The sequence below is a fragment of the Lacticaseibacillus yichunensis genome (assembly GCF_003946405.1).
Lineage (GTDB): Bacteria > Bacillota > Bacilli > Lactobacillales > Lactobacillaceae > Lacticaseibacillus > Lacticaseibacillus yichunensis.
In genome coordinates, this window is sequence record NZ_RHOG01000008.1 from 61446 (window position 1) to 85143 (window position 23698).

Annotated in this window: 23 protein-coding genes; 15 read left to right on the top strand and 8 right to left on the bottom strand. The window is 57.0% G+C overall.

The features are described from left to right. The first annotated feature begins 54 nt into the window (after window positions 1-54). Complete coding sequence (locus tag EKM95_RS04105) at window positions 55-2406, top strand: endonuclease MutS2 (RefSeq protein ID WP_125696569.1); 2352 nt, start codon at window positions 55-57, stop codon at window positions 2404-2406. 101 nt (window positions 2407-2507) lie between these two features. Next, the gene (trxA, locus tag EKM95_RS04110) at window positions 2508-2825 is read left to right on the top strand and encodes a thioredoxin (RefSeq protein WP_125696570.1); all 318 of its coding nucleotides are present in this window, start codon (window positions 2508-2510) and stop codon (window positions 2823-2825) included. A 73-nt stretch (window positions 2826-2898) separates the two neighbouring features. On the opposite strand, the gene EKM95_RS04115 is transcribed toward trxA, so the two are convergent. Beyond that, on the bottom strand, window positions 2899-3372 hold the full coding sequence (locus EKM95_RS04115; protein WP_125696571.1) for a DUF2507 domain-containing protein: 474 nt from the start codon (window positions 3370-3372) through the stop codon (window positions 2899-2901). 140 nt (window positions 3373-3512) lie between these two features. Here EKM95_RS04115 and racE point away from each other — a divergent pair, with 140 nt between their 5' ends. Together racE and EKM95_RS04125 are read left to right on the top strand one after the other, a co-directional pair. After that, window positions 3513-4958 (top strand): glutamate racemase, encoded by a 1446-nt coding sequence (gene racE, locus EKM95_RS04120; protein ID WP_125696572.1) that lies wholly within the window; start codon window positions 3513-3515, stop codon window positions 4956-4958. Next, window positions 4955-5470: a metallophosphoesterase gene (locus tag EKM95_RS04125; protein WP_125696573.1), complete on the top strand. Its 516-nt coding sequence runs from the start codon at window positions 4955-4957 to the stop codon at window positions 5468-5470. Before racE ends, EKM95_RS04125 begins: the two co-directional genes overlap by 4 nt. Before the next feature lie 86 nt (window positions 5471-5556). Here EKM95_RS04125 and EKM95_RS04130 read toward each other — a convergent pair whose 3' ends face one another. Next, window positions 5557-6294, bottom strand: a complete 738-nt coding sequence (locus EKM95_RS04130) for an MIP/aquaporin family protein (RefSeq protein WP_125696574.1) — start codon at window positions 6292-6294, stop codon at window positions 5557-5559. A 168-nt stretch (window positions 6295-6462) separates the two neighbouring features. On the opposite strand from EKM95_RS04130, the gene cbpB reads away from it, so the two are divergent. After that, window positions 6463-6951, top strand: a complete 489-nt coding sequence (cbpB, locus tag EKM95_RS04135) for a cyclic-di-AMP-binding protein CbpB (protein WP_125696575.1) — start codon at window positions 6463-6465, stop codon at window positions 6949-6951. Between the two features lie 468 nt (window positions 6952-7419). On the opposite strand, the gene EKM95_RS04140 is transcribed toward cbpB, so the two are convergent. Both EKM95_RS04140 and EKM95_RS04145 read right to left on the bottom strand, forming a co-directional pair. Continuing rightward, complete coding sequence (locus EKM95_RS04140) at window positions 7420-8304, bottom strand: DUF368 domain-containing protein (RefSeq protein ID WP_125696576.1); 885 nt, start codon at window positions 8302-8304, stop codon at window positions 7420-7422. Window positions 8305-8326: 22 nt separating this feature from the next. Continuing rightward, complete coding sequence (locus tag EKM95_RS04145) at window positions 8327-9178, bottom strand: mechanosensitive ion channel family protein (protein ID WP_225423168.1); 852 nt, start codon at window positions 9176-9178, stop codon at window positions 8327-8329. A gap of 216 nt (window positions 9179-9394) precedes the next feature. Between EKM95_RS04145 and EKM95_RS04150 the strand changes: the two genes are divergently transcribed. After that, window positions 9395-9841, top strand: coding sequence for a DUF948 domain-containing protein (locus tag EKM95_RS04150; RefSeq protein WP_125696577.1), 447 nt, complete (start codon window positions 9395-9397; stop codon window positions 9839-9841). Further along, window positions 9831-10322, top strand: coding sequence for a YtxH domain-containing protein (locus EKM95_RS04155; protein ID WP_125696578.1), 492 nt, complete (start codon window positions 9831-9833; stop codon window positions 10320-10322). The genes EKM95_RS04150 and EKM95_RS04155 overlap by 11 nt, the downstream gene beginning before the upstream one ends. A gap of 77 nt (window positions 10323-10399) precedes the next feature. On the opposite strand, the gene EKM95_RS04160 is transcribed toward EKM95_RS04155, so the two are convergent. Next, window positions 10400-11506 (bottom strand): M24 family metallopeptidase, encoded by a 1107-nt coding sequence (locus EKM95_RS04160; RefSeq protein WP_125696579.1) that lies wholly within the window; start codon window positions 11504-11506, stop codon window positions 10400-10402. Window positions 11507-11728: 222 nt separating this feature from the next. On the opposite strand from EKM95_RS04160, the gene ccpA reads away from it, so the two are divergent. Beyond that, the gene (gene ccpA, locus EKM95_RS04165) at window positions 11729-12730 is read left to right on the top strand and encodes a catabolite control protein A (protein ID WP_125696580.1); all 1002 of its coding nucleotides are present in this window, start codon (window positions 11729-11731) and stop codon (window positions 12728-12730) included. A gap of 149 nt (window positions 12731-12879) precedes the next feature. Here ccpA and EKM95_RS04170 read toward each other — a convergent pair whose 3' ends face one another. Continuing rightward, window positions 12880-15579, bottom strand: a complete 2700-nt coding sequence (locus EKM95_RS04170; protein WP_225423170.1) for a transglycosylase domain-containing protein — start codon at window positions 15577-15579, stop codon at window positions 12880-12882. Window positions 15580-15724: 145 nt separating this feature from the next. Here EKM95_RS04170 and EKM95_RS04175 point away from each other — a divergent pair, with 145 nt between their 5' ends. Then, entirely contained in the window at window positions 15725-16405 is a 681-nt protein-coding gene (locus EKM95_RS04175) for a YjjG family noncanonical pyrimidine nucleotidase (RefSeq protein ID WP_125696581.1), read from the top strand. A 773-nt stretch (window positions 16406-17178) separates the two neighbouring features. Here the strand turns inward: EKM95_RS04175 and EKM95_RS04180 are convergent. Further along, window positions 17179-17931, bottom strand: a complete 753-nt coding sequence (locus EKM95_RS04180) for a biotin--[acetyl-CoA-carboxylase] ligase (protein ID WP_125696582.1) — start codon at window positions 17929-17931, stop codon at window positions 17179-17181. An 85-nt stretch (window positions 17932-18016) separates the two neighbouring features. Next, complete coding sequence (pepV, locus tag EKM95_RS04185) at window positions 18017-19423, bottom strand: dipeptidase PepV (RefSeq protein WP_125696583.1); 1407 nt, start codon at window positions 19421-19423, stop codon at window positions 18017-18019. A 382-nt stretch (window positions 19424-19805) separates the two neighbouring features. On the opposite strand from pepV, the gene EKM95_RS04190 reads away from it, so the two are divergent. From EKM95_RS04190 to EKM95_RS04215, 6 genes are all read left to right on the top strand, one after another. Next, entirely contained in the window at window positions 19806-20123 is a 318-nt protein-coding gene (locus EKM95_RS04190; protein ID WP_125696584.1) for a hypothetical protein, read from the top strand. 12 nt (window positions 20124-20135) lie between these two features. Beyond that, the gene (locus tag EKM95_RS04195; RefSeq protein ID WP_125696585.1) at window positions 20136-21203 is read left to right on the top strand and encodes a YibE/F family protein; all 1068 of its coding nucleotides are present in this window, start codon (window positions 20136-20138) and stop codon (window positions 21201-21203) included. Then, window positions 21200-21931, top strand: a complete 732-nt coding sequence (locus EKM95_RS04200) for a YibE/F family protein (protein WP_125696586.1) — start codon at window positions 21200-21202, stop codon at window positions 21929-21931. The genes EKM95_RS04195 and EKM95_RS04200 overlap by 4 nt, the downstream gene beginning before the upstream one ends. Window position 21932: 1 nt before the next feature. Next, the gene (locus EKM95_RS04205; protein ID WP_125696587.1) at window positions 21933-22541 is read left to right on the top strand and encodes a metallophosphoesterase; all 609 of its coding nucleotides are present in this window, start codon (window positions 21933-21935) and stop codon (window positions 22539-22541) included. 58 nt (window positions 22542-22599) lie between these two features. Next, complete coding sequence (locus tag EKM95_RS04210) at window positions 22600-22836, top strand: hypothetical protein (RefSeq protein ID WP_125696588.1); 237 nt, start codon at window positions 22600-22602, stop codon at window positions 22834-22836. Between the two features lie 274 nt (window positions 22837-23110). Then, on the top strand, window positions 23111-23695 hold the full coding sequence (locus EKM95_RS04215; RefSeq protein ID WP_125696589.1) for a YutD family protein: 585 nt from the start codon (window positions 23111-23113) through the stop codon (window positions 23693-23695). Window positions 23696-23698: the final 3 nt, after the last annotated feature.

Genomic DNA, 23698 nt, shown 5'->3' on the forward strand with positions numbered 1-23698 from the left:
CAAAATCGACATTTGGCTCACTTCTTTTTTTGAGTAGGGCAAGGAGCGACGAACATGAACAATAAGATCTTAAAAACACTCGAATTTGACCGCATCCAAGGCGCGCTGAGCCAGCTGGTCGTGACCGCCAGCGGTAGCGCCCAGGTGGCTAAATTGACGCCGAGCACGGACGCGGCCGAAGTTCAGGAATGGCTGGACGAAACGGCGGACGGCGCCAGTATTTTGCGGCTGCAAGGGGGCATCCCCGTTGCGCAACTAGAAAATATCGGGCCAGCCCTGAAGCGCGTGAAGATCGGCGCGGTGCTCAATGGCACGGAACTGGCCAGCATCACCCGGGTCTTGCGGACCGTCAGTCGCGTCGACCAGTTTCTGGAGGACCTCAAGGAAAAACTCGACCTGCGCCGGGTCTATGACCTGCAGAATCAGTTGACCGTCCTGCCCGCCCTTGAGCGCCGGCTGTACACGGCGATCGATGAGGAAGGCAACGTGACCGACGAAGCCAGTCCGGAGCTGCACGGCATCCGCGCGCAGATCAAACGGCTGGAAAGCGACATTCGCAGCCGGATGGATCAGTACACGCGTGGCAATTCAGCAAAAATGCTCAGCGATCCGCTGGTGACGATTCGCGATGACCGCTATGTGATTCCGGTCAAGGCGGAGTATCGCCATCAATTCGGCGGCGTGGTCCATGACCAAAGTGCCACGGGCCAGACGCTGTTCATCGAACCGCAAGCTGTGGTCGACATGAACAACCGGCTGCGGGAAACCACCATCAAGGAGCAACAGGAGATCGCCCGCATTTTGGCCGACCTGTCGAATGCGGTGGCGCCTTATGTGGACGCCTTGGCCGCGGATGAAGCGGTGGTGGGGCATTTTGATTTCATCAACGCCAAGGCAAAATACGCCCGCGACCTGAAGGCGACCGAACCGCAAGTCTCCGCCGCCAATCACGTGGACCTGCTGGCGGCGCGGCATCCGCTGCTCGACCGGCGCAAGGTGGTGCCCAACCGCATCACGCTCGGCGAGGATTATCAGGCAATCGTGGTCACCGGGCCAAACACCGGGGGTAAGACGATCACGCTGAAAACGCTGGGCCTGCTCCAACTGATGGGTCAGGCGGGGTTGTTTGTCCCAGCCGAGGAAAATAGTGTGATCGGGGTCTTCTCCAACGTCTTTGCCGATATTGGGGATGAACAGTCGATCGAGCAAAACCTCTCGACTTTTTCCGGACACATGGCGAACATCGTGACGATCTTGCAGGCGCTTGATCAGCGCGCGCTGGTGCTGTTTGATGAGCTTGGCGCGGGCACCGATCCCCAGGAAGGGGCGGCGCTGGCGATCGCCATTTTGGATGAAGTGGGCGCAAGTGGCGCCGAGGTCGTGGCGACGACGCATTATCCGGAGTTGAAGCTGTATGGCTACAACACGCCGGGCACAATCAACGCCTCGATGGAATTCGACTCGGACACGCTTCAGCCGACTTACCGCCTGTTGATCGGCGTGCCGGGGCGCTCCAATGCCTTCGACATCTCGCGCCGGCTGGGACTGGATGGCAGCGTGGTCGACCGGGCGAAGGCGCTGATCGCCGATGACAGCCACGACTTGAACAACATGATCGCGGATCTGGAAAGTCAGCGCAAGGCCGCCGAGATCGAATACACCGAGACCCGCCGTCAGCTGGCGGACGCGCAGGCGCTGCATGACCAGCTGCAAAGCGCCTTTGACACCTTCTCCCGTGAGCGTGATCAGCAGTTGGACAAGGCCAAGGACCAAGCCAATGCACTGGTCGAAAAGGCGCAGGAAAAGGCCGACAAGATCATCAAGGACTTGCGGGCCATGCAGCTGGCGCATCCAGGTACCATCAAAGAGGACCAGCTGATCGCCGCGAAGTCTGGGCTTAATGCGCTCCATCAGGACAAGGCGGTCCGCCAAAATAAGGTCCTGCGCCGAGAAAAGGCAAAGCAGGCGCTGCATGTTGGCGATGCCGTCCGCGTTTTATCCTATCAAAACGATGGGGTGCTGCTCGAGCAAGTCGATGCCGACCACTGGGATGTGCAAATGGGCGTGATTCGCATGAAGCTGCCGACAGCCGATCTGGAAAAGGCGCAGGCAGAGGCCGCGCCGAAGCGGCGAATCGCCACCGTGTCAGGCGGGGCAAGCGGGCCGTCGACCACGCTGGATCTGCGCGGCAAGCGCTACGAAGAGGCGATGACCGAGCTCGACCGGTACATCGACGCGGCGCTGCTGGCCAATTATCAGCAGGTCACGATCATTCATGGGCTTGGCACAGGCGCGATTCGCAACGGGGTCACCCAGTACCTGCGCCGCAACAAGCAGGTCAAAAAATTTGGCTTTGCCCCGCAAAATGCCGGTGGGTCAGGCGCGACCATTGTGCAGTTCAAATGAAATGTTACATTGCACTCAATTGATTGGCTTTTTCGCGGGCAACGCGGTATAATTTAGTTACAAAAAGTAAGATGTCAGTGACATCATAGCGGAGGGATATTATGGTTCAGGTAGTCACAGATCAGGATTTTAAGCAGGAAACAGATACTGGCGTTGTTTTGACCGACTTTTGGGCAACATGGTGCGGCCCCTGCAAAATGCAGAGTCCGGTGATCGACGCGCTTGAGGGCAGCCGCAGCGACGTCAAGTTCACGAAGATGGATGTCGACCAGAACCCAGACACCCCACAGTCCTTTGGCATCATGGCCATTCCGACCTTGATCATCAAAAAAGACGGTGAAGTTGTCGAGAAGCTGGTCGGCTATCACACCAAGGATCAGTTGATCCAAGTGCTCGATAAATACACCAAAGAAGCGTAAGCAAAAGGCCCTGAGTCTTGGCGCCCCATCATAGGGGCCAGGCTCAGGGCCTTTTTTGCGCCAGCCAACAAGATCAGGTCAGCGAGTAAAATGTCTTGGCGATCGGCTGCGGCGTGGTAGGGTCAAGGGCGACGGTCACCGTGACCTGTTTGAGCTTCGGGTCGCTTTCCGCATTCGCCTCGACCACGATGCCCATCACTTGCTGGAGACTTTGGGCCAAGAAGCCGGCTTCAAAGCGAAAGTCCGGCGCCGAAAAATGTTTGAGCCGGGTCTCGACAATGGTGCCGCTGAGCAGATATGTACGACTTTTCCGCTTGGCGGCGGCCGCCTTGAGGTCCCCAAGGCCAAGGCGGGTGAACAATTCCGGCAGGGCCTCTTCTTCCACAGGCAGGCGGCGCGCCATCGCCCGGCCGGCCCAGTAGGCGATCATGGTGTCTTCATCGCCCAGCAATTCTGGCAGGAGCAAGTCCCGCAGCATGAGTTGGCCGAACAACGGTGATTCGGCGGGTAGGTTCAATAATTCTGGATAACTAGCTTGATTTGGCATGACGCGCTCCTTGATCGACCGATTTCCTTTCCAGTATACCGCAATCCCGCCGCGGAAAAATAGGCTGGGAGACGCTGTCGCTTGAATTTTGGCCGAATATTCGCCACAATGGAGTTTACGAATGGAAGAGAGGCATCAGCATGAATACGCAACCGATCGGATTTATCGATTCTGGCGTCGGCGGGTTGACGGTGGTCAAAGAGGCACTGCGCCAACTTCCCGGCGAAAACATTATTTTCTTGGGCGACCAGGCGCGGTTGCCCTATGGCCCGCGGGACCCCAAGCAGGTCCGCGCCTTTACCTGGCAAATGGTCAACTTCTTGCTGACAAAACAGATCAAGATGCTGGTTGTTGCCTGTAATACGGCGACCGCGGCGGCCTTGCCTGAGCTGCGTGCCAACCTGGCGATTCCGGTGATTGGTGTCATTGTGCCCGGCAGTCGGGCTGCGATTCGCGAGACAAAAAATGGGCGCATCGGCGTGATCGGCACAGAAGGCACGGTCAAAAGTGAGGCGTATGCGACGACGATTCACCAAAAAGCCGCACAGATGCAGGTGACTAGTTTGGCCGCCCCGAAGTTTGTGCCGCTGGTCGAAAGCAACGAGATGCAGTCGGCCGTGGCCAAACGCGTCGTGGCTGAGACCCTGCAGCCACTTGGGGCCTTGGGTCTGGATACGCTGGTGCTCGGGTGCACGCATTACCCGCTGCTTCGGCCGCTGATTCAGCAAGTGATGGGCCCGGATGTGACCTTGATCGATTCCGGCGCGGAAACGGTCAGTGAAGTGTCGACGTTGCTGGATTATTTTGACATCGCCAATGACCAGCCGAATCCGACCCCGCAGCGCGATTTTTACACCACTGGCAACGCCGATATGTTCGATGTGATCGCGTCGGAATGGCTCGGGCTGCACATCGCCGCGACCCGCGTGGCCATCACCGATCAGCCGACGACCCACGCGGCGGCCGTGACGCCCACGACCATTGTTGTCGCGTCCAAGAACCCCGGCAAGGTCAAGGAGATCGCCGCGATGTTTGCCAAGCTCGGCGTGCAGGTGAAAAGCCTGAACGATTTTCCCCCGCTGCCAACCGTCGCCGAAAGCGGGCGCACCTTTGAGGAAAACGCACGGCTCAAGGCGGATGGCTATGCCAAAATGCTTGAGCTGCCTGTTTTGGCGGATGATTCCGGGCTATGCGTTGAGGCGCTGGATGGCGCGCCGGGCGTTTTTTCCGCGCGCTATGCCGGCCGCGGGCACAATGATGCGGCTAATAACGCCAAATTGATCGCGGACCTCGCTGAGGTGCCGCAAGAGAAGCGGCAGGCGCGGTTTGTCAGCACCTTGGTCCTCGCCCGGCCGAATGATGCAGCGCGTGATCTGGTCGTTGAGGGGCACATTGATGGGCAGATCATCGGCGTGCCAGCCGGCGCCAACGGATTTGGCTACGACCCGTACTTTTTTGTGCCGAGCATCGGCAAAACGTTAGCTGAGCTGACCGCCGATGAGAAAAATCAGATCAGCCATCGCGGTAATGCCCTGCGCGCGCTTGAAAGCCGGTGGCAGGACTGGTTCAAGGAGGATGTCCAATGAAACTCGTGGCAGTCAGTGATACGCATGGGGATAAGGCGATTCTCGAAGCTATCTTGGCCCAGCAGCCGGATGCAGATCTGTTTTTATATGCCGGGGACTCCGAGCTGCCGGCCGCTGACTCGGTGTTTGACCACTATCAGGCGGTGCGGGGGAACATGGATTTTGATTCCGCATTTCCACTGACCCGCACTGTTCAGCTGGGCGACTTGACCGTTTTTTTGACGCATGGACACCGCTTTGGCGTCAACTGGACGTTGGACCAGATTCTGGCGGCGGGGCAGGCGGTCCATGCCGGCTTGATCATTTTTGGCCACACCCATCAGCTTGGCGTGGAAAAACACGAAGGCGTCGTGCTGCTCAATCCGGGTAGCATCAGCCAGCCGCGGGGCGAATTCATGCCACTGGGCGGGACTTACGCCGTGGTGGAAACAACGCCCACCCAGCTTAAAGTGACCTACCACCTGCGCGACGGTCAACCAGTGGCCAAGTTGACCCGCGTGTTTGAGCGGTAACCGGGCCGGCCCAGAATCTCGAGGTAAAAAAACATGGCACTAGGACAAGTTGTCCCGGTGCCATATTTTTTGTGTTGCGGTCGGTGTTAATGCGCCATGAAGACGGTCTTGTAAAGCAGAATCGCACAGATTGCGGCGGCAATCGGCGCCACCACCGGGACCCATGCGTAGCCCCAATCCGAGCTGCCCTTGTGCTTGAGCGGCAATAGTTGATGCAGCAGGCGGGGCGCCAGGTCACGGGCAGGATTCAGCGCGGGTCCTGTTGGTCCCCCGAAGCTGGCGACCAGCGTGGCGACAAGGAATCCCAGCGCCATGTGGGCGGTCCCCAGATTATTTTGGAAAAATGGCGCCTTGGTGATGCCCAGTGCCCCGAAGAAGAGAATGAAGGAGCCGATAAATTCGTTGATGAAGCCATTGAGCTTGCTCTTGGTGGCATTGATCGTGCTGAAGGTGCCCAGGATGTGCTGGGTGTTTGTGGTCAGGTCATAATGCGGCTTGTAGGCGGCCACCACCGCCAGCTGGCCAACCATCGCCCCGGCAAATTGCACCAACAGGTAAGGCAGGACTTCGCGCCACGGGAACATTCCCGCAACGGCGAGCCCCAGTGTGAAGGCCGGGTTGATGTGGTTGCCGGAAATTCCGCCGATGATCATCGCCGGAATCATCACCCCAGCGCCATACCCAACGGCGATCAGCATCCAGTCAGAGCCGTTGCCTTTTGTCCCCTTCAGATCCACGTTGGCCACTGAGCCGTTGCCCAGCGCCACCATGATCGCGGTGCCGATAAACTCTGCCGCCAAGCGGACGGTCAGATCATATGTCATGTTGATGCCCCCAAAAGATAGTCGTGTTTTTGACAAGTAGTTTCAGTCTATCAACTTATAAGCGGGGTGACAATTACTTTTTGCATTCGTGTAAAGGTTTTGGCCGGCGGATGATTTCACAAGCGCTTTCCGCTATCATAGAAGACGTACCGAAAAGGAGACAATTCAATGATCAATCAAGCCATTGACCAAATGATGATCGCAAATCGCAAGCACTTCATGATCCCCGGCGAAGTCGTTGCCAGCGTCGCGGAAGACAACAAGCTGCGCCACGCGTTTCTGGTGTTGACCAAGGTGCGCTACGCTAAGATCCCGGTCCTGGACAATGCCGACCATTTCAAGGGGCTTTTGAGCCTGTCCATGATCACCGAGACCATGCTGGGAATGGACGATGTGAGCCTGACGTCGCTAGACACCATGTGCGTCAAGGATGTCATGCAAACAGATGTCCACACGGTCGAAGATCCCTATGATCTGGAAAACGTGCTGCACCTGTTGGTCGACGATGCGTTCTTGCCTGTTGTCCAGGCGGATGGCACCTTCACTGGCATTGTGACGCGCCGCGAAGTCATGAAAGGCGTCAACTACATCGGCCACAATCTGGATGATTTTTATGACGTGACGCCGAAAACCACGGGGTCCATCATCAGTAGGTAGGGTGCCAACGCAATCTAACAAGCAAAAAGGGAGTCGAGACTGTGAGGTCTTGGCTCCCTTTGTGTTTGGCGTTCCACCATCCCGCGGGCCTACGCACCGTCTACTTGGGTTTCGGCCCGCATGGTGGAAGCGCCTAGGTGGCTCGCTCACTCGAGGGCTAAGCGCGCCCTCAAGCAAGCGAGACAACCTAACCGTTCCACCATCCCGCGGGCCTACGCACCGTCTACTTGGGTTTCGGCCCGCATGGTGGAAGCGCCTAGGTGGCTCGCTCACTCGAGGGCTAAGAACGCCCTCAAGCAAGCGAGACAACCTAGCCGTTCCACCATCCCGCGGGCCTACGCACCGTCTACTTGGGTTTCGGCCCGCATGGTGGAAGCGCCTAGGTGGCTCGCTCACTCGAGGGCTAAGAGCGCCCTCAAGCAAGCGAGACAACCTAGCCGTTCCACCATCCCGCGGGCCTATGCACCGTTACTCTGGTTTATCCAACACGAGTGTTGCGGCCACACCCACGCCGGCGCTGATCAGGCACAGTGCGACTGGGGCCAGCCAGCCGCTTGGCCAGTGTGGGGTGAGCCCGGTTTGGACGAGAATCACGACGGCGGCCAGCACGACGCCGCAGACTGCATAGTAGACTTGGCCTTCAAAACGGGTCAGCAGCCACCGCATGAGTTTGGCGATCGCAAGCAGCCCGATCAAGGCGCCGACCACAAATGGAATCAGCAAGGCGCTGCTTTGAAGGGCGGTGCCCATCGCGCCCCAGTTGCCCCGCAGTAGCGCACGGGCGGCATCGCCGAGCTGGCTGACGGCGTTGTAGACCGTGCCGTACTGATTGATCACCATCAACATGATCGCGCCAGACACGCCGGGAATGGCCATCAGGGACACGGAAAATAGTCCCGCGAAGGCCATCATGCCGGCGTCTTGAACGCTGCTCAGGCGGGCGATGGTCACAAGCTCGGTCGAACTCGCGCCGCCGAGTTGGGCCAGGCCGTAGATCACGCCAAAGCCCAAGACTGTGAGTAGCAGATACTGCGGCCGCCAGCGGACCAGGGTCAATTTTCGCCGGATGAACGGAGCGGCGCCGAGCATCAACCCAATGAAAAAGGCGTAGCTGGCAAGGGGCCAACGAGCGGTGACGACCAGCGTCAGCTTCGTCGAAAGGAGCACGCCAAGCACGGCGCCGGCTGCGATCGGTAGCAGAAACAAGAGATGGCGGCGCGGGTCTCGGCGCAGGTCGCTGACGGCTTCGATCAGTTGATCGTACAAACCGACCACCACGGCGAAAATACTGCCGGATAAGCCGGGGATGACCAGCGCAACGCCGATCAGGATGCCTTTGATAAAGTTGAGCATAGGACCTCCAATGGTGGGGGAATTAGCGAAGCGTCAAAGGTGGGGTGGCAAGTGTGATGCCCGCTTCCGCAAGGGCCTGCACATAGGCGGCCAGGAACTTCCGCTGGACATTGAGCTGCTCGCCATTTTGCGCATGCATGCGCACCTGGTAGACCAGCCCCCCGTGAGGACTGGTGGTCAGGCCCAAGACATCTGGGCCATCGGTGACGGTCGGGGTGTCTTTGACCAATTTTTCATTGACCGCGGCCACCACCTCGCCGACTTTTTTCAGATCGGTATCTGGGGCAAGGGGCAACTGGATCAAGACCAGCATCTGGTTGCGCGAGAGGTTGGAGACGACGGAGATGTTGCGGTTGGGGATGTAATTGATCGTCCCGTCTGCGCTTTGCACGATGGTGGTGCGCAGGCCGACCGAGCTGACGGTGCCGCTGATCGCGCCCAAGGTCACCTGATCGCCAACATCGAACTGGCCTTCAAGAATAATGAAAAAGCCGGTCACGACATCGGCAACGAAGCCCTGCGCGCCAAGGCCAAGCGCGATGCCTACGATGCCGGCCCCAGCCAGCAAGGTACCGACCGGAACGCCGAGGATGGAGAGAATCGCGTAGCAGTAGAAAAACAGCACGATATATGAAAGGGCGTTGATCGAGAGCACCCTGATCGTATCCACCCGGGTGCTGGCGTTGGTCGCCTTGGCTTGATAGGCCTTGAAGCCGCGGGCGATCACCGCCTTGCCGACGCGCTCGATCAGCCAAAATAGCAGGCTGAAGAAGATCAGCTCACCGATGATCAAGAGGGCGTGATCGAGCATCGCGTCCCAGTCGATCTTGTCAAAATACCGGGTCAAGACATTGCCACTGACTACTTTTTTCAATGCAACCGCTCCTTTGTTAACTTCCAGTGTACCAAATCCGACGGCGTCTGCCTAGAATGGACCGGTTTGCCAGATGGCGGCGCCAGGGCCTGGGAGCTTGTGAACCTTCACTCAACTTCAATTGAAACGCGCTCTTATTGATGATATTCTTAATGTACGTGGCCGTGTAAGCGGACCAAAACCGGCAGAGGCCGGCGTGAACTGAGGAGGGGTTGCATGTCAGGAGCAGAAGTTGCCGGCTTGATCGCGGCAATCGCATTTTTGATCATCGCCTGCGCGATTGCGCTCATCGCCATTCGAATTGGTGGGGTGACGCGGGAAATTAAGGATACTGTGGCAGAAGTCAATAAGTCACTTGATGCGATCAACGCGGAAGTCGGCCCATTGACGCATGAGGTCGAAGCCCTGCTGACCAAGTCGAACACATTGCTCAATGATGTGAACGGTAAGGTCGCGGCGATCGATCCTGTTTTCACCGCGATCGGCGAATTGGGCGAAAGTGTGTCGGATCTGAATACGTCGACCCGCAACCTCGCGTCCAAAGTGACCAATGGGGCCAAGGAAAGCGGCAAAGTGGCCGTTGCCGCAAAGGTCAGCAAGAAGGCTTTGTCGTTGTTGAAGAAGAAACCAGCAGATCAGGAGGCAGTTACAAATGGCAAATAAGGGACACTTTTTCTTAGGTTTTGTTTTTGGCGCCGCAAGCGCTCTTGCAGCGACGTATCTGTTGACCCCGCAGACCAGCGATGAACTCAAGGCAAAATTTGCCGAGAAGAAAGAGGCACTTGCTGATCGCGCCGCCGACTATTATGACTATGCAAAAGATGCAACGACCGAATGGCGTGATTCCGCCACCAATTTTGTCGGCGACATGAAGGAAAAGGCCAAGAAGAAGCAGACGGAAGGCCTCGCCGATTACGATGGCGCGACTCAGGCGCTGAAGGACGAATTGACCGACACCCCTGACGCACCGGCCAGCGATGACTTCGACGATATCGTGCTGGATGGCAAGAGCGCCTTTGCCCAGGCCAAGGATGACTTCACGGCTGAAGCTGATGCGGCTGAGGCGACCGACGAAAGCGCCGATTCGACCGCGCCGGCAGAAGACGACACGCCAGCCGCTGACCAATCTGAGACGCAGGACTAATTCTCAACGTTGCCCGACTCTGGGGCAAGCAAAAAGACGTCGCAACCTGCGGCGTCTTTTTGAGTCTCTTCAATTTTTTACAGACCGTACACGGTATAGTCTTTTGGCGTGTGGGTGAATGGCTCGCAGCCGGTCGCCGTCACATGGACGCAATCCTCGATACGCACGCCAGCCACGCCTGGAATGTAGATGCCCGGTTCAATGGAGAAGCACATGCCAGGCTGCAGTTCCATGTCATTGCCAGCCATGATTGACGGAAATTCATGCGTCGACATGCCGATGCCGTGCCCGAGGCGATGGTTAAAGTACTCGCCGTACCCCGCTTTGGTGATCACGTCGCGCGCGATCTTGTCCAAGGCGGCCGCAGTCAGCCCTGGCCGCACCGCGGACTGAGCCGTCAATTGTGCTTCCAAGCAGACCTTGTAGATCTCCTTGGCCTTTGGTGCGACCGGGCCGCCAAACGCCACGGTCCTGGTCGCATCACTCATGTAGCCGTGGTTGTTGGTGCCGAGGTCAAACAGCACGAGATCGCCAGGCGCGACCTTGGTGGCAACAGGTCCGCCGTGCGGGTCTGCGGCATCCTGGCCAGCCTGCACGATGGTGTCAAAGGACATGTGCATCACGCCTTCTTTCATCATCGCGTATTCGATCTCGGCGACGATCTGTTGCTCGGTGATGCCAGTGCGCAGCGCCGCAAAGCCGGCCTGGAACGCGCGGTCGGCTTGCTGGCCAGCTTCGGTCATCAGAGCGATTTCTTCAGGCGTTTTGATCAACTTGAGCTGTTCAATGAAGCGGGAGGCATCTGCCGGGAAGGTCGCCTGCGGAAAATGACGGGTCATTGCTTCATATTTCAAGACAGACAGGGCGTCTTTTTCCACGCCCCAGCGCAGCGGCGAGGCGTCGCGCTTTTTGATCTCGGCCGCGATCAAGGCAAACGGGTCCTCGTGATCGAGATAGCCACTGACGGCATACGGCCAGCCGACTTTTTTGACCCCTTCGATCGACAGGGCAGGCACGAACAGGAACGGTTCCGCGTCTGGAAAAACAAACAGCGCGGTGATGCGCTCTTCCGGATCGCTGTCGAACCCGGTGAAATAGTTGATGTTGGTCGGATCGGTGATGTAAGCCAACGAGAGATGCTGGGCGTTGACCCATGCCACTAAGTCCGTGAGATGTTGATTCATGACGACTCCTCCTGCAATAAATGCGCTGATGCGCGAACTTTATAAAGAATTATAGCATAAAGCGTGTCCTTGACCTGACTAGCTTTCTGAAAAGCCCTTGTGAAAATTTCTGTGAAAAATTCAGTAAACCGCTTGCATTGCCATTCCGCTTTTGTTACAGTGAACTGGAAATGAACGCAACCGTTTTTAAGCAAAAGTTCGCGCAATTAAGGAGCAATCAACATGGAAAAACAAACCATCACCATTTATGACGTGGCACGCGAGGCAAATGTCTCAATGGCCACCGTATCACGCGTTGTCAACGGCAATCCGAATGTGAAGCCCGCGACCCGCAAAAAGGTCCTTGAGGTGATCGACAAACTCGACTATCGCCCGAACGCGGTTGCGCGTGGCTTGGCCTCCAAGAAGACCACCACTGTCGGCGTCATCATTCCCGATGTCACCAATATGTTCTTCTCCAGTTTGGCTCGAGGCATCGACGATGTTGCGACCATGTACAAGTACAACATCATTTTGGCTAACTCGGATGAAAACAGTCAAAAAGAAGTTCAGGTGCTCAACACGTTGCTGGCCAAGCAGGTCGATGGCCTGATCTACATGGGCAACGACATTTCCGACAACATTCGCCAGGAATTCTCTCGGAGCAAGACCCCAATCGTGCTGGCAGGTTCCGTGGATCCAGACGAACAGGTCGGCTCCGTCAACATCGATTACGTGGCGGCCGTGGAAGCGGCAACGACCCAGCTGATCAAGTCCGGCAGCACCCAGGTTGCACTGGTCACCGGCTCTCTGGCCCAACCGATCAATGGCCAGTATCGCCTTCAAGGCTACAAACAGGCATTGGCCAAGGCTGGCCTGGCGTATGACGAATCGCTGGTTTTTGAAAGTGAATACAGCTATCATGCCGGCCTTGCGCTGTTCCCGCAGCTGCAAAAGAGTGGGGCCACCGCGGCGATCGTCGGCGACGACGAACTGGCGGTTGGCTTGCTTGATGCCGCGCTTGATGCGGGCGTGAAGGTCCCAGAAGATTTTGAGATCATCACCTCCAACAACACCAAGCTCACCGAAATGGCCCGCCCGCAGCTGACCTCGATCGATCAGCCGCTGTATGATATCGGCGCCGTTGCGATGCGCCTGCTCACCAAGATGATGAACAAGGAAGATATCGACGCCAAGACGATTCGCCTGGGCTTTGACATCACGACCCGGCAGTCGACGAAATAAATACACGATTTATCAGATCCGTCCTAGGCTTTGGCCTTGGGACGGATCTTTTTTTGGCCCGATGCGCCCCCGCAAAATGGGTGGATGCAAAAAAGCTGAGACGCAGTGGCTCGCGTCTCAGCTTTTTTTGCTGCAGGGCAGGGTTGGCGTTAATCCTTGCTGCCAGTCCCTGTTTCGGTGTTGCCTTGTTGACTCTGCGTGCGGCCGGTATCGGTGCGCTCGCTGCTGGTCGTCGCCTGGCTGGAAGAACTGCTGGCGGCGGAAGAGCTGGTCGCCGCGGTGTCCGCCTTGTCCTCGGTGCTCGGCGTTTCCTTCTCGTCCGCGTCGTCTTCTTCGTCTTCCTTGTCTGCCTCTTCTTCCTTCTTTTTCTCGGTAGTTGAGGCGCTGGTGGTCGACTTCTTGACGGTTGCGCGTTTGTTGCCCTTGGAGACAACGCCGTAACCATTGTTGGCGCCGGTCAGATGCTGCCAAAACAGCTTGTAATCTTCATCGTTGCCGCCGATCGCAAAATTCGCGGTGCTCTTGCTCGGCTCCCAATCGTTATACAGACTGGTCAGCGTATTCGCGGAGAGCTTATAGGTCGTCCCGTCAAACGAGACATCCGCCGCGGGCAGCCCGGTGTACGCGTTGACCTTCACGGATTTTACGGTCGAAGGGCGGGCCATGCTATCGGTGAGCTTGAAGCTCTGAGGAATTTTCGCATAGATCGCATTGGCCAGCGCCGCCCAGAAGTTGATGTTGTACTGGCTGGCATTGGTGCTCAGCGTGTGCGCAGTACCGTTGTTGTTGTCATAGCCGATCCACGACGCCAGCGTGACGCCTGGTGTGGAGCCGACGAACCAGAGATCCTTGTAGTCGTTTGACGTCCCTGTTTTGCCAAAAACATTGGTGTCGTTGAAATTCAATTGCCAAGACAGGGTGGCGGCGGTCCCGGTGCTGACCACGTTATGCATCATCTGTTGCATGATGTACGCGGTGGCCTTGCTGAAGACCTGCGTTGCTTTCGGCTTCTTATGCTGGTAGATCACCTTGCCGAGCGGATCCACGATCTTGTCGATCACATAGGCATCGACATGGGTACCGCCGCGGGCGAAGGTGGAAAACGCGCTGGCATTTTCCTGGACCGTGAGGCCGTAATCCGACCCGCCCAAGGCCAACCCAAGTGTCTGGTAATCGCGGTCGGTCAAGGTGGTGATGCCCATCGCGTCCATGTACTTCTTCACGCTGACGGTCTGGCGCACCTTGTCGTACAGATGGACGGCCGGCACGTTATAGGACCACTTGAGCGCCTCGGTGGCGGACAGGAACCGGTTTTGAATAGTGTTGCCGTAATCGGTGACCGAGTAATTGACGAAGTTGTTCGGAAAATCGGCGAGCATCGTCTCGGAGCCGATCAGCTTATTTTCGATCGCCGGGCCATAGACCAACAGCGGCTTGATCGATGAGCCAGGGGAGCGGGTGGTGTAAATGTGGTTCAGCTCGCCGGACACCCCGCCGATGAAGCCAAGCACTGCACCGGTGTCGTTATCCAGCAGAATCGAGCCGTTTTGGACCGGTTCGGTGATGGTCGTTGGCTCACCAGTCTTGGGGTCGGTCTCGGTCGAGGTATAGGTCTGGCCGAAACTATTTTTATTGTTGGCCAGGACGGTCTGCATCGTATCGTAAACAGTCTTGTTCAGCGTGGAGGTGACCTGGTAGCCCTTGGTCGTCAACAGTTCTTCAGCTTGGGCCTCATAGGTCTGCGCCAAGGCGGCATTTTTGTTGTAGTCACTTTCGCTGTGGCCATCTGTCTGCGCGAGCTGCTTGGCTAGTACCTCGATTGCCTGATCATAGACCATGTTGTAAACGTAACTGTATTTCTGCGTCGCGCTGGTGGCACTTTGTTGCGGCAGAAAATCTTTTTTCAGGTCATAGGCCTTGGCTGCCGTGTATTGCTTCTTGGTGATCGAGCCGGCGCGGTACATCCGAAACAGCACTGTTTTCTGCCGATCGAGCCCATACGCGAGTTCCTTAGCGGGTTTCAGCGACCCTGTGATCGTGTAGGGGGTGTAAACCGAGGGACTTTGCGGCAGGCCGGCGATGTACGCCGCTTGCGGCAGGGTCAAATGCGCGGCATCGACGCCGAACAAGCCCTTGGCAGCGGTCTGGACCCCGGCGATGTTTTGACCCTTGTTGTTGCGGCCAAGCGTGGCGATGTTCAGGTATTCCTGCAGAATCTCCTGCTTGGAGAAATAGTGATTCAGGCGCAGGGCATACATGATCTCGATGGCCTTGCGCTTGAAGGTGGTCTCATTGCTGAGGTACTGCATTTTCACCACTTGCTGGGTCAGCGTTGAGCCACCGGTCTGACTGCCGATGCCGGTGACCTCGGAGACCAGCGCGCGGACCAGCGCCTTGGGAACGACGCCCGAATGTTGATAGAAGTTTTCGTCTTCGGTCGCGATGATCGCCTTTTGGACCCATGGCGACATTTTATCGATGCTGACGGTGTCGCGGATCAGGTCACTTTTCACATGACTGATCTCAACGTTTTTCGCCCAGTAAAGCGTCGTCGAGGCGCTGACGTTGTTGAGCGTCTTCGTCATCGCCGCCTTGGTCGGGACCGGCGTCTGGTCGATGATCGAGGCAAAATAGCCAGCCAGTAGCCCACCGGCAAAGCAGCCCCCGATAAAGAGCGCGCCGATAAAATAGTAGGCCAATGACTTGATCGTTTGCACCGTGATGTCCGCATACAGCGGCCATGTTTTTCGTGAAAAAGGCGGGAGGGATTGCGGCTGCCGCCGGGTCTTTTCCGACAGTCCTGCGACACGACGCTGCCACCAGGTCTGATTGGATCGTTTACGTTTCATGGATGGCTCCGATCTGAAAACAAAAAGGGACATGATGTTGCTCTATTATACCGTAAAAACAAAGCCGCCGGGAGTTTTCCTAGCAGGCCTTGTGGAACGCCCACGCGCCGGCTATATTAAAGCTAAGGACAATGGAGGACACGCGATGTATCGGACGATTTTATTTGATGTGGATGACACCATCTTGGATTTCAAGGCAGGGGAGCTGAAATGTCTCGCGCAGACTTTTCACGACTTCGACTTGCCGTACACGCCGGTGATCGAGCAGCGCTATCTCACCGTCAACGCCAATCTGTGGGCGGCTTATGAACGCCGCGAGATCAAGCGCAGCGAGATCTTCACCACCCGCTTCACGAAGGTATTTGCCCAGTTCCACTTGGCTGCGGACGGCATCCAGGCGGAAAAACACTATCACCGCTTGCTTGACCAAGAGGCAATCATTGGCCCGCGGGTCGCGGACACGCTGGATGCACTTGGCGATTATCAGCTGTATATCGTCTCAAACGGCATCGAGACTGTGCAGCGTGAGCGCTTGGCCAAGGCTGGTCTGCAGGATCATTTTCAAGATATTTTTGTGTCGGACACGATCGGGTCGCCCAAACCGACCATGGCTTTCTTTAACTATGTGGCGGCCCGCATTCCGCGCTTTGAGCCTGCGCAGACGCTGATTGTGGGGGACTCGCTGACCTCGGACATTCAAGGCGGGCGCAATGCGCATATCGACAGCGTGTGGTTCAACCCTGGGCTATTACCGAATCGGACCGCGATCACGCCGGTGTATCAGATCAGCGACTTCACGGACCTCACACAGATCGCGGCGCAGTGACGGGGAGTGTGGCGCGCACACGTTAGACAAAAAATCGGCCAACTGACAGCGGGGTATCTGCGTCAGTTGGCCGATTTTTGGTTGGTTTTGAAAAAGATCAGAAGCGGAAAAAAATGATTTGGGCTCTGCGTATCGTCCTATTTGTTTATGTGCACAAAGATTCGTCCGAATTTTTGTGCATGTTTAGATTTTTCATCGATTCTCACTTTTTTGAAAAAAGATCAGAATCGAAAATGAATATTTTGGGGCTAGGTACGACAAACACACCGGTCGACGTGTCTTTTCAGGCATGGCCAGTGTGTTTGCGTGATTTTAGATTAGGATACTGCGGGCGCCTTGCTTGTGGGGCTTGGCGCGATCAGATTTCAACGGCGACAGCGTGATCAAAGTTCGATACTTACTGCCGGACAACGGTGCGACTGAGGAACCGTCGCGCTGGTAGAACGGGTAGAACGATGGATCTGTGAAACACCCATTCACCTAATTTATGACACCACTGACTCGGGTGCCCTTCATAGCAGCTACTCTAGGTTTGCTCGAGGAATCCCTCCCCGCTGGGTCCGCCTGTCTCGGGGAAATCAGTTCGTGTGGCCACACCGAACACCCTTCCACTGTGCGATTACTATAGCACCGTGAAAACGGTTTTGTCAACTTTATTTATCGGCAATATAAACGCGAAATATGCACGTCACAAAGGGGTTTTGATAGATGTCCTGTCAACCACCGCTATATTTATTTCAAATAACTAAAGATTTGCCTTGACAGCTAGCAGATCACCCGAGTCGCAAGGTGCCATCCGCAAAAGAACGAGGGCCCTTCGCGGTTGTTAGGAGCAGTTGCCCGTCATCCGCAAAGCCTGTCAAGATGCCGGCCGTTTGAACGGTTCCCGTGGTCAAGATCACTTGGCGGCCGACCCATGCCGCGCGCTTGCGGTAGGCTGGCAAAATCGCAGCATCGGGCTGATTGAGATTGGCCAGCGCCGCCAGCCAATTTGCGGCGAGAAGCGGACGGAGATCAGATGCGGGAAGCGCGGTGAAGAGGCTTCCGGCAGGCACAGTGCTTTCCGGCTGCGTGGTCAGAGGGGCGAGGTTAAGGCCAACGCCGAGCACGACGGTGGGTGTTGGCGCCGCGACCAGCTGCGCTAAAATGCCGGCGATCTTGGCGTCGTCGAGTAGCACATCATTGACCCATTTCAGGCGCGGCGCTTGGCCGGTCATGGCTGTGATCGTCTGACACAGCGCGACGCCAGCGGCCGGTGTCAACAGTGCCGGTGCCGGCCGCCAATCGGCCAGCGGAATCGTGACAGTCAGATAGAGGCCACTTTGTTGCGGCGAGAGAAATTGATGGCCGCTGCGTCCGATGCCGGCTGTTTGCCCATTGGCGGTCAAGATAAATGGCGCACGGCGGCCGCTTGCCAGCAGGGCGGCGGCCACTTGGTTGGTCGAGCTGACACTATCATAGGTCAAGATCGGTAAGTGCTTGAGATGGGGCGGAAGGGCCGCCGTCACTTGGTGTGCAGAAAACATAAGTGCCTCTTTTCTCAGCGGTTGGCTGAATGTAAAAACCACCCGCACCGGCGTTTACCGGACGGGTGGCAGGGGCGGTCAGCGGTTATTTGACAAGCCGGCTGATCGCTTCGGCATAGATTGCCACAGCTTTGATGATGTCTTTGACCGGCATGTATTCGTTGGCCTGGTGCATCACGTTCTCCTGGCCTTCCATTTGTGCGCCAAACGCGACGCCACGCTTGATGATGCGGCCATAGGTGCCACCGCCGATCACTTGTTCATGCCCCGGCTTGCCAGTTTGCTCAGTGTAGACCGCAAGCAACGTCTGAACCAGCGGATCGTCCCCGGCAACATAATGCGGCGGCTGGGCATGGCCGTTGATCGTCACTTCCACGTCGTCTGGCGCCAGCGCGGTTTCGATCTGGTCGCGGATCTTATCGGCATCTGTGCCTTGCGGGTAGCGCACGTTGATGGCGATGGTCTGCGGGCCGTCCTGGGTAAAATTGAACAGATCAGGACTCGCGGTCAGCTCGCCCATGACTTTGTCCGTGTAGTTGATGCCCAGCCTGGACCCGCGCGAGTCGCTGTGCATCTTCGTGGCGATCGCCGTGAGATACGTTTTGCCAGCTGGATCAAACGGGTATGGGGCTAAAAATGTGGCCAGGAAGGTGGCGGCGTTGATGCCGTCTTTTGGCTCCTGGGCATGTGCCCCTTTGCCGGTCATGGTGATGGTCAAGCCACCGGCAACTGGCTGGGTGTTGACAGTCACGTTTTGGGCCGCGGCAAATTGCGCCAGTTCGTGCTCGAAGGTGCCGGGCAGGGTGCCGCTGATCGTCGCGGTCGCTTCTTGCGGCACCATGTTCACGCGCACGCCGGCTTCAAAGCGGTTCAAGGTCATGCTGGTCGGCGCTGGGGCCTGTTTGGCAAACGAGACAAGGAAGGTCGCGATGCCTTTTTCCCCATTGATGATCGGGAATTCAGCGTCTGGCGAAAAGCCGAAGTCTGGGGCCGGTTCTGTTTCCAGGTAGCGGTTGATGCCGACCCATTCCGATTCCTCGTCGGTGCCAATAATGAAATGAATTTTCTTATTGACGGGCAGGCCGAGGTCCTTGATCATCTTCAAGGCGTAATAGGCCGCGATGCTCGGGCCTTTGTCGTCTGAGGAACCACGGGCGTATAGCTTGCCGTCTTTGATCTCAGGCGAGAACGGATCGGTCTGCCAACCCGGACCCGCCGGCACGACATCCATGTGGCCGAACAGTCCGAAGATCTCGTCGCCGTCCCCATATTCTATGCGGCCGGCCACGTTATCGACGTTGAGGGTCTTGAATCCGTCGCGTTGCCCCAGCGCCAGCATCTGCTTGAGCGCCTCAGCCGGGCCAGGGCCCAGCGGTGCGGTGTCCGTCTTGTGTTCGACGTCGCGGACAGAGTCGATCTTCAGCAAGGTGAATAAGTCGCGCAATAGATCATCTTGGTAACCTTCTGCTTCTTTTTGCCAATCAATGGTCATATGACATCCCGCTTTCTGTGGTTGATTGGTTTAACCATATCATATCGGCCTAAGCCGCGCCTAGCGAAAACGCTTGGAAGGCGGTGGCTGGCACGGAAACGCTGAAAATAGGGCGCAGGTGCCCTCGGAGTCCGTGGAAGGGCTAAAAACGGCTTTGGGGGGCGGCCGGCCAGTGGGTTTCTCTTTTTAAATAGAAGAGATCGGCAAATTTGTGAGCCGTTGCCTGTTGAGGAGCAACTGGTGCCTGTTTTTTCCAGCCGGCCAACTGGTGTAAGATAAGGACGCAAGCTTGCAGGACACGCGGCGGCCGGGAACAATCGCCGCGTGGTCAGCAGAAATAGCGAGTTGCGGCGGTCATGCCGCGATGAAAGGAGCGCTGATCATGGCAGAACAAGAACATCAGACGTTTGATCTGATTCAGGAGATCACGTTGAATGATGGCACCCGTTACTATGAACTCGGCAACATCATGATGAATGGCCGCGCGGAAAAAGCGGCGATCAAGGGGCTGATCAAGCAGGTCCGGATCTTACAACTAAACATCCCACATTCCAATCCGGTTCAGATCTATGAAAATTACGTCAATGACACGTATGAATTTCCGCCGTTTGAGCTGACCACTTGGGAGGTCTGGGCCAAGCCTGAAGGAAAAATCAGGGACGCCTTTGATGAGATCTTGAAGCAAAATCATATCGGCTAACGGAGGGGCGCCATGCGCAAACAATGGCTCAAGTGGCTACTTCCGGTGTTGGCCTTCATCGTCGCGTTTGGATTAGGTCGGCTGGATAGTCGCCTGTATCGCCAGCCGATCGGGCAGGTGACCGCGGTGAAAACGGTCAAAAGTGTGAAGACGGTCGACAATTTTGATAATCAAGATCGCACCACCACGCAACAAGCGACGGTGCGCTTTTTGAATACCAGCCGGCGCGGGCAGACCACGACGATCACCAATCAATATACGTATAGCGGAACGGTCGACAGTCCGCTGCGGCGCGGGACCCAACTGTTTTTGACCAATAGCGGCGGCCCATGGCGATTGTCCAATTTTAAGCGGGATGCGATCGTCTTGGCGCTGGCCGCCTTCACCTTGGTGCTGCTGATGCTGATCGTACGTAAGCGCATCTGGCTCATCAGCGCCAGCATTGCGGTGAACGCCATCTTGTTCACGCTGGCGACCCACATTCAAACGGATGCCAGCCGGCCGCTGGTTTGGGCCCTGTTCAGCGGCCTGGCGATCGTGTTTGCGGTGGTGACGGCTTTATTCGTGGTCGGCTGGCGGCCTGTTTGCGCGGTGGTCGTCGGGGGCACTGTCGGGGCAACGGCGCTGGCGGTGGGCTTGGGCTACGCAATCTTCGCGCTGACCGGTTATCGGGACCTCCATCTTGAGGCGGTCAAATATGTGACGCAATCGCCGCAACTCTTGTTTTTCATTCAGATCGTGATCGGGTCGTTGGGCGCTGTGCTCGATGAATGTAGCGATATCGCGATCTCGATCATGCAACTGGATGGGTCGGGCAAGAAACGCTTCAACGCGGGGATGGCGATCGGGCGCAACGTGATGGGGCCACTGATCACTGTATTGTTCATGATTTTTATCGCTGAGACCTTTGCGGAGGCTGTTTTGTGGCTGCGCAATGGCAACGCGATCGACCAGACCATCAGTTGGGTGATGGGGCTCGGGTTTGCGCAATCCTTGATCTCAGGCTTTGGCATCGTCATCGCGATTCCGCTGACGTCCTTACTTGCGACTTTGGCCGGAAAAAAGGAGGTGGCGGCATGACGACACTTTCTGCACTGGCTTTGACGCTGCTGGTTTTGATGCTGGCGGTAGGCGGCAAACAGGGCCTCAGCGATGCCTTTGCGCTATTGCTGAATGCTGGGCTGATGATCTTGGCCGTGATTTTGATTGCCGGTGGCTTTGCGCCGCTGGCCGTGGCGGCGGTGATTGGGCTGATCGTGCTGGCGGTCACCATCTTTTTATCCACCACGGATATGAATGTCGCGGGACCGGCGTTTGTGGCCTCGCTGTTAGTGATGACAGGGGTGATCGCGGTGGTCGTGGTCGGCGTGTTGTTCAGTCACACAGGCGGCTTTGGTGCTGAGGATACCGAGGACCTGGAAGGCTTTTCGTTGACGGTCGGTGTCTCTTTTCAGCAAGTCCTGATCGCCACGGGCTTGCTGTCGACGCTGGGCGCGATCGCCGAGGCAGCGACTGCGGTTGCGGCGGGTTTGATCGAGCTCGGGGATAATGCCACTGCAGCCGGCCGGCAAGATATCGCCCAGGCGATCATTGGGACGGCGCTTAATACGCTGTTCTTCGGTTTTTTCGGCGGCTTTTCCGCCCTGTTCATCTGGTTTGCCAAACTGCGCTATCCATTCTGGGAGGTCCTCAACGACCAGATCTTTGCCGGTGAGCTGATTCAGGTCCTGTTTTCAGTGATCGCGGTGGCGGCGACAGTGCCAATGACGATGTGGGTGGTCGGCCGGCGCCACAGAGAGAAGGGGTAAGATGAATTTTTTCATTGCGGATACGCATTTTTTCCACGTCGATCTGCTCGGCCAAAATGATTTCGCGCCGCGCTTGTTTGACTCAGTCGAGGCGATGGACGAGGCGCTGATTGCGGCGTGGAACGCGCGGGTCGATGATAACGATGTCGTCTATCATCTTGGCGACATTGCGATGAATCCCGAAGCCATGCCCAGCGATGGTGACGTGGCGGCGCTTCTGACGCGGCTGAATGGGCGCATCGTGTTCATCAAGGGCAATCACGATTACAACAGCCGCTTCAAGTACCTGGCCGCGCATGATCCCGGGTGGCATGGGCAGCCGCGGTACGAGTTCCACGAGGTCGGCACGATCATCAAGGATGACCACACGCAGTTCATCATGACGCATTATCCACTGATGCTCGGCATCACCAGCCAGACATTGAATCTCCATGGTCACATTCACCACAGCATGGTGCCGCTCGCCGAAAACATCAACGTTGGGGTCGATGCCCCGGAGCGTGACCTATTGGCAGATCCGCCGGCTTGGGGGAGCCCTTTGATTGCTTTGGAGATCCATGAGATTTTCAAAGCCAAGCGGCGCGTTTTGACAAAAATGAAAGAAAAATAATATTCACATTGATTTCTCATCTTATTCCCGTTACACTGTTCCTAACGGGGGTAGGGGAATGGAAACGCAGGATCAAACAAAATTGCAGCAGTTGCGCCGCGATGTGCTTGCGGCCTGTCCAAATGAGGCGGCGGCGCGCATCAACGCCCTGCTGGTGCTGGGCTTTCGCAAGATCACAGCTGGCAACTTTTCATCGGATTATTTTCAGTTCAGCTTTTGGCCACAGCTTTTGCCGTATCTCAGCGAGCCGGATCAGCCTGCGTTAGCCGCACGTTTCCGTGACTGGATCGTGTGAGGCGGCCGGCTGGTCCGGTTTTTTGGTGCGGGCGAAGGGGAGGCGGCGCACAACGATTGGGCACAGCGGGCCGTCCACCCTATTCAGTCGGGCGCCGGCCCGCATGGTGGAAACATCTAGGCAGCTCATGCACTCGGTGGCTAGGAGCACCACCAAGCACCTGAGCTGACCTAGCTGTTCCACCATCCCGCGGGCCGTAGCACCTTCCGAAAATTTGCGCGATTTGCGCTGCTTCGTTACAATAACTGGGAAGTGTCGCGAAAGGAGACCATCGATGGCAGAACAAAAAAATAGCCGCTCACTCAGCGACCAGATCGAGCAGGCGACGGCGCCTGGCGAGCCATTGCGGGTGGTGCAACTGACGCCGGACCTGATCACGATCGACCAGCGGCGCTACCGCATCGAAGTGGATCACAAGCAAGCCTTTGAGCGCGAACGCCTCAGCGAGCGGTATAACGAGATTCTCGATAAATACGATTACGTCGTCGGCGACTGGGGTTACGATCAATTGCGGCTTCGCGGTTTTTACCGAGCGGACGACCCGCGTGCGCCCAAAGATCAGTTGATCTCAACGCTCGAGGATTACCTCTATGAATATTGCAACTTTGGCTGTGCCTATTTCGTGCTGGCCAGGCTCGATGCGCCGGCCGTGAAGCCGCCGCGGCGCCGCACACGAGGCTCACGCGCTGGCAAAAATGGTGCGGAGACCCGCGACACGCGACCGGCCAAACCCTACACGGAGCAAAAGGTGCATGCCGTCGACCCGAAAGGCAAGCACGTTCAAAGCCGCGGCGGTGGCCATCACCGGCGCTTCACCATTCGCCAGCGCGATGATCAAGACGGAAAGAAGCAGGACTGATAA

What these genes read in the sequence shown, in the direction of transcription:
- ccpA (WP_125696580.1), top strand. Translation starts at nt 11,729, where the DNA reads ATGGAAAAACAAACCATCACCATTTATGACGTGGCACGCGAGGCAAAT.
- EKM95_RS04195 (WP_125696585.1), top strand. Translation starts at nt 20,136, where the DNA reads ATGCGCAAACAATGGCTCAAGTGGCTACTTCCGGTGTTGGCCTTCATC.
- cbpB (WP_125696575.1), top strand. Translation starts at nt 6,463, where the DNA reads ATGATCAATCAAGCCATTGACCAAATGATGATCGCAAATCGCAAGCAC.
- racE (WP_125696572.1), top strand. Translation starts at nt 3,513, where the DNA reads ATGAATACGCAACCGATCGGATTTATCGATTCTGGCGTCGGCGGGTTG.
- EKM95_RS04210 (WP_125696588.1), top strand. Translation starts at nt 22,600, where the DNA reads ATGGAAACGCAGGATCAAACAAAATTGCAGCAGTTGCGCCGCGATGTG.
- EKM95_RS04160 (WP_125696579.1), bottom strand. Translation starts at nt 11,506, where the DNA reads ATGAATCAACATCTCACGGACTTAGTGGCATGGGTCAACGCCCAGCAT.
- EKM95_RS04125 (WP_125696573.1), top strand. Translation starts at nt 4,955, where the DNA reads ATGAAACTCGTGGCAGTCAGTGATACGCATGGGGATAAGGCGATTCTC.
- EKM95_RS04155 (WP_125696578.1), top strand. Translation starts at nt 9,831, where the DNA reads ATGGCAAATAAGGGACACTTTTTCTTAGGTTTTGTTTTTGGCGCCGCA.
- EKM95_RS04215 (WP_125696589.1), top strand. Translation starts at nt 23,111, where the DNA reads ATGGCAGAACAAAAAAATAGCCGCTCACTCAGCGACCAGATCGAGCAG.
- EKM95_RS04205 (WP_125696587.1), top strand. Translation starts at nt 21,933, where the DNA reads ATGAATTTTTTCATTGCGGATACGCATTTTTTCCACGTCGATCTGCTC.
- EKM95_RS04105 (WP_125696569.1), top strand. Translation starts at nt 55, where the DNA reads ATGAACAATAAGATCTTAAAAACACTCGAATTTGACCGCATCCAAGGC.
- EKM95_RS04170 (WP_225423170.1), bottom strand. Translation starts at nt 15,579, where the DNA reads ATGAAACGTAAACGATCCAATCAGACCTGGTGGCAGCGTCGTGTCGCA.
- EKM95_RS04175 (WP_125696581.1), top strand. Translation starts at nt 15,725, where the DNA reads ATGTATCGGACGATTTTATTTGATGTGGATGACACCATCTTGGATTTC.
- EKM95_RS04150 (WP_125696577.1), top strand. Translation starts at nt 9,395, where the DNA reads ATGTCAGGAGCAGAAGTTGCCGGCTTGATCGCGGCAATCGCATTTTTG.
- EKM95_RS04140 (WP_125696576.1), bottom strand. Translation starts at nt 8,304, where the DNA reads ATGCTCAACTTTATCAAAGGCATCCTGATCGGCGTTGCGCTGGTCATC.
- pepV (WP_125696583.1), bottom strand. Translation starts at nt 19,423, where the DNA reads ATGACCATTGATTGGCAAAAAGAAGCAGAAGGTTACCAAGATGATCTA.
- EKM95_RS04180 (WP_125696582.1), bottom strand. Translation starts at nt 17,931, where the DNA reads ATGTTTTCTGCACACCAAGTGACGGCGGCCCTTCCGCCCCATCTCAAG.
- EKM95_RS04200 (WP_125696586.1), top strand. Translation starts at nt 21,200, where the DNA reads ATGACGACACTTTCTGCACTGGCTTTGACGCTGCTGGTTTTGATGCTG.
- trxA (WP_125696570.1), top strand. Translation starts at nt 2,508, where the DNA reads ATGGTTCAGGTAGTCACAGATCAGGATTTTAAGCAGGAAACAGATACT.
- EKM95_RS04115 (WP_125696571.1), bottom strand. Translation starts at nt 3,372, where the DNA reads ATGCCAAATCAAGCTAGTTATCCAGAATTATTGAACCTACCCGCCGAA.
- EKM95_RS04190 (WP_125696584.1), top strand. Translation starts at nt 19,806, where the DNA reads ATGGCAGAACAAGAACATCAGACGTTTGATCTGATTCAGGAGATCACG.
- EKM95_RS04130 (WP_125696574.1), bottom strand. Translation starts at nt 6,294, where the DNA reads ATGACATATGATCTGACCGTCCGCTTGGCGGCAGAGTTTATCGGCACC.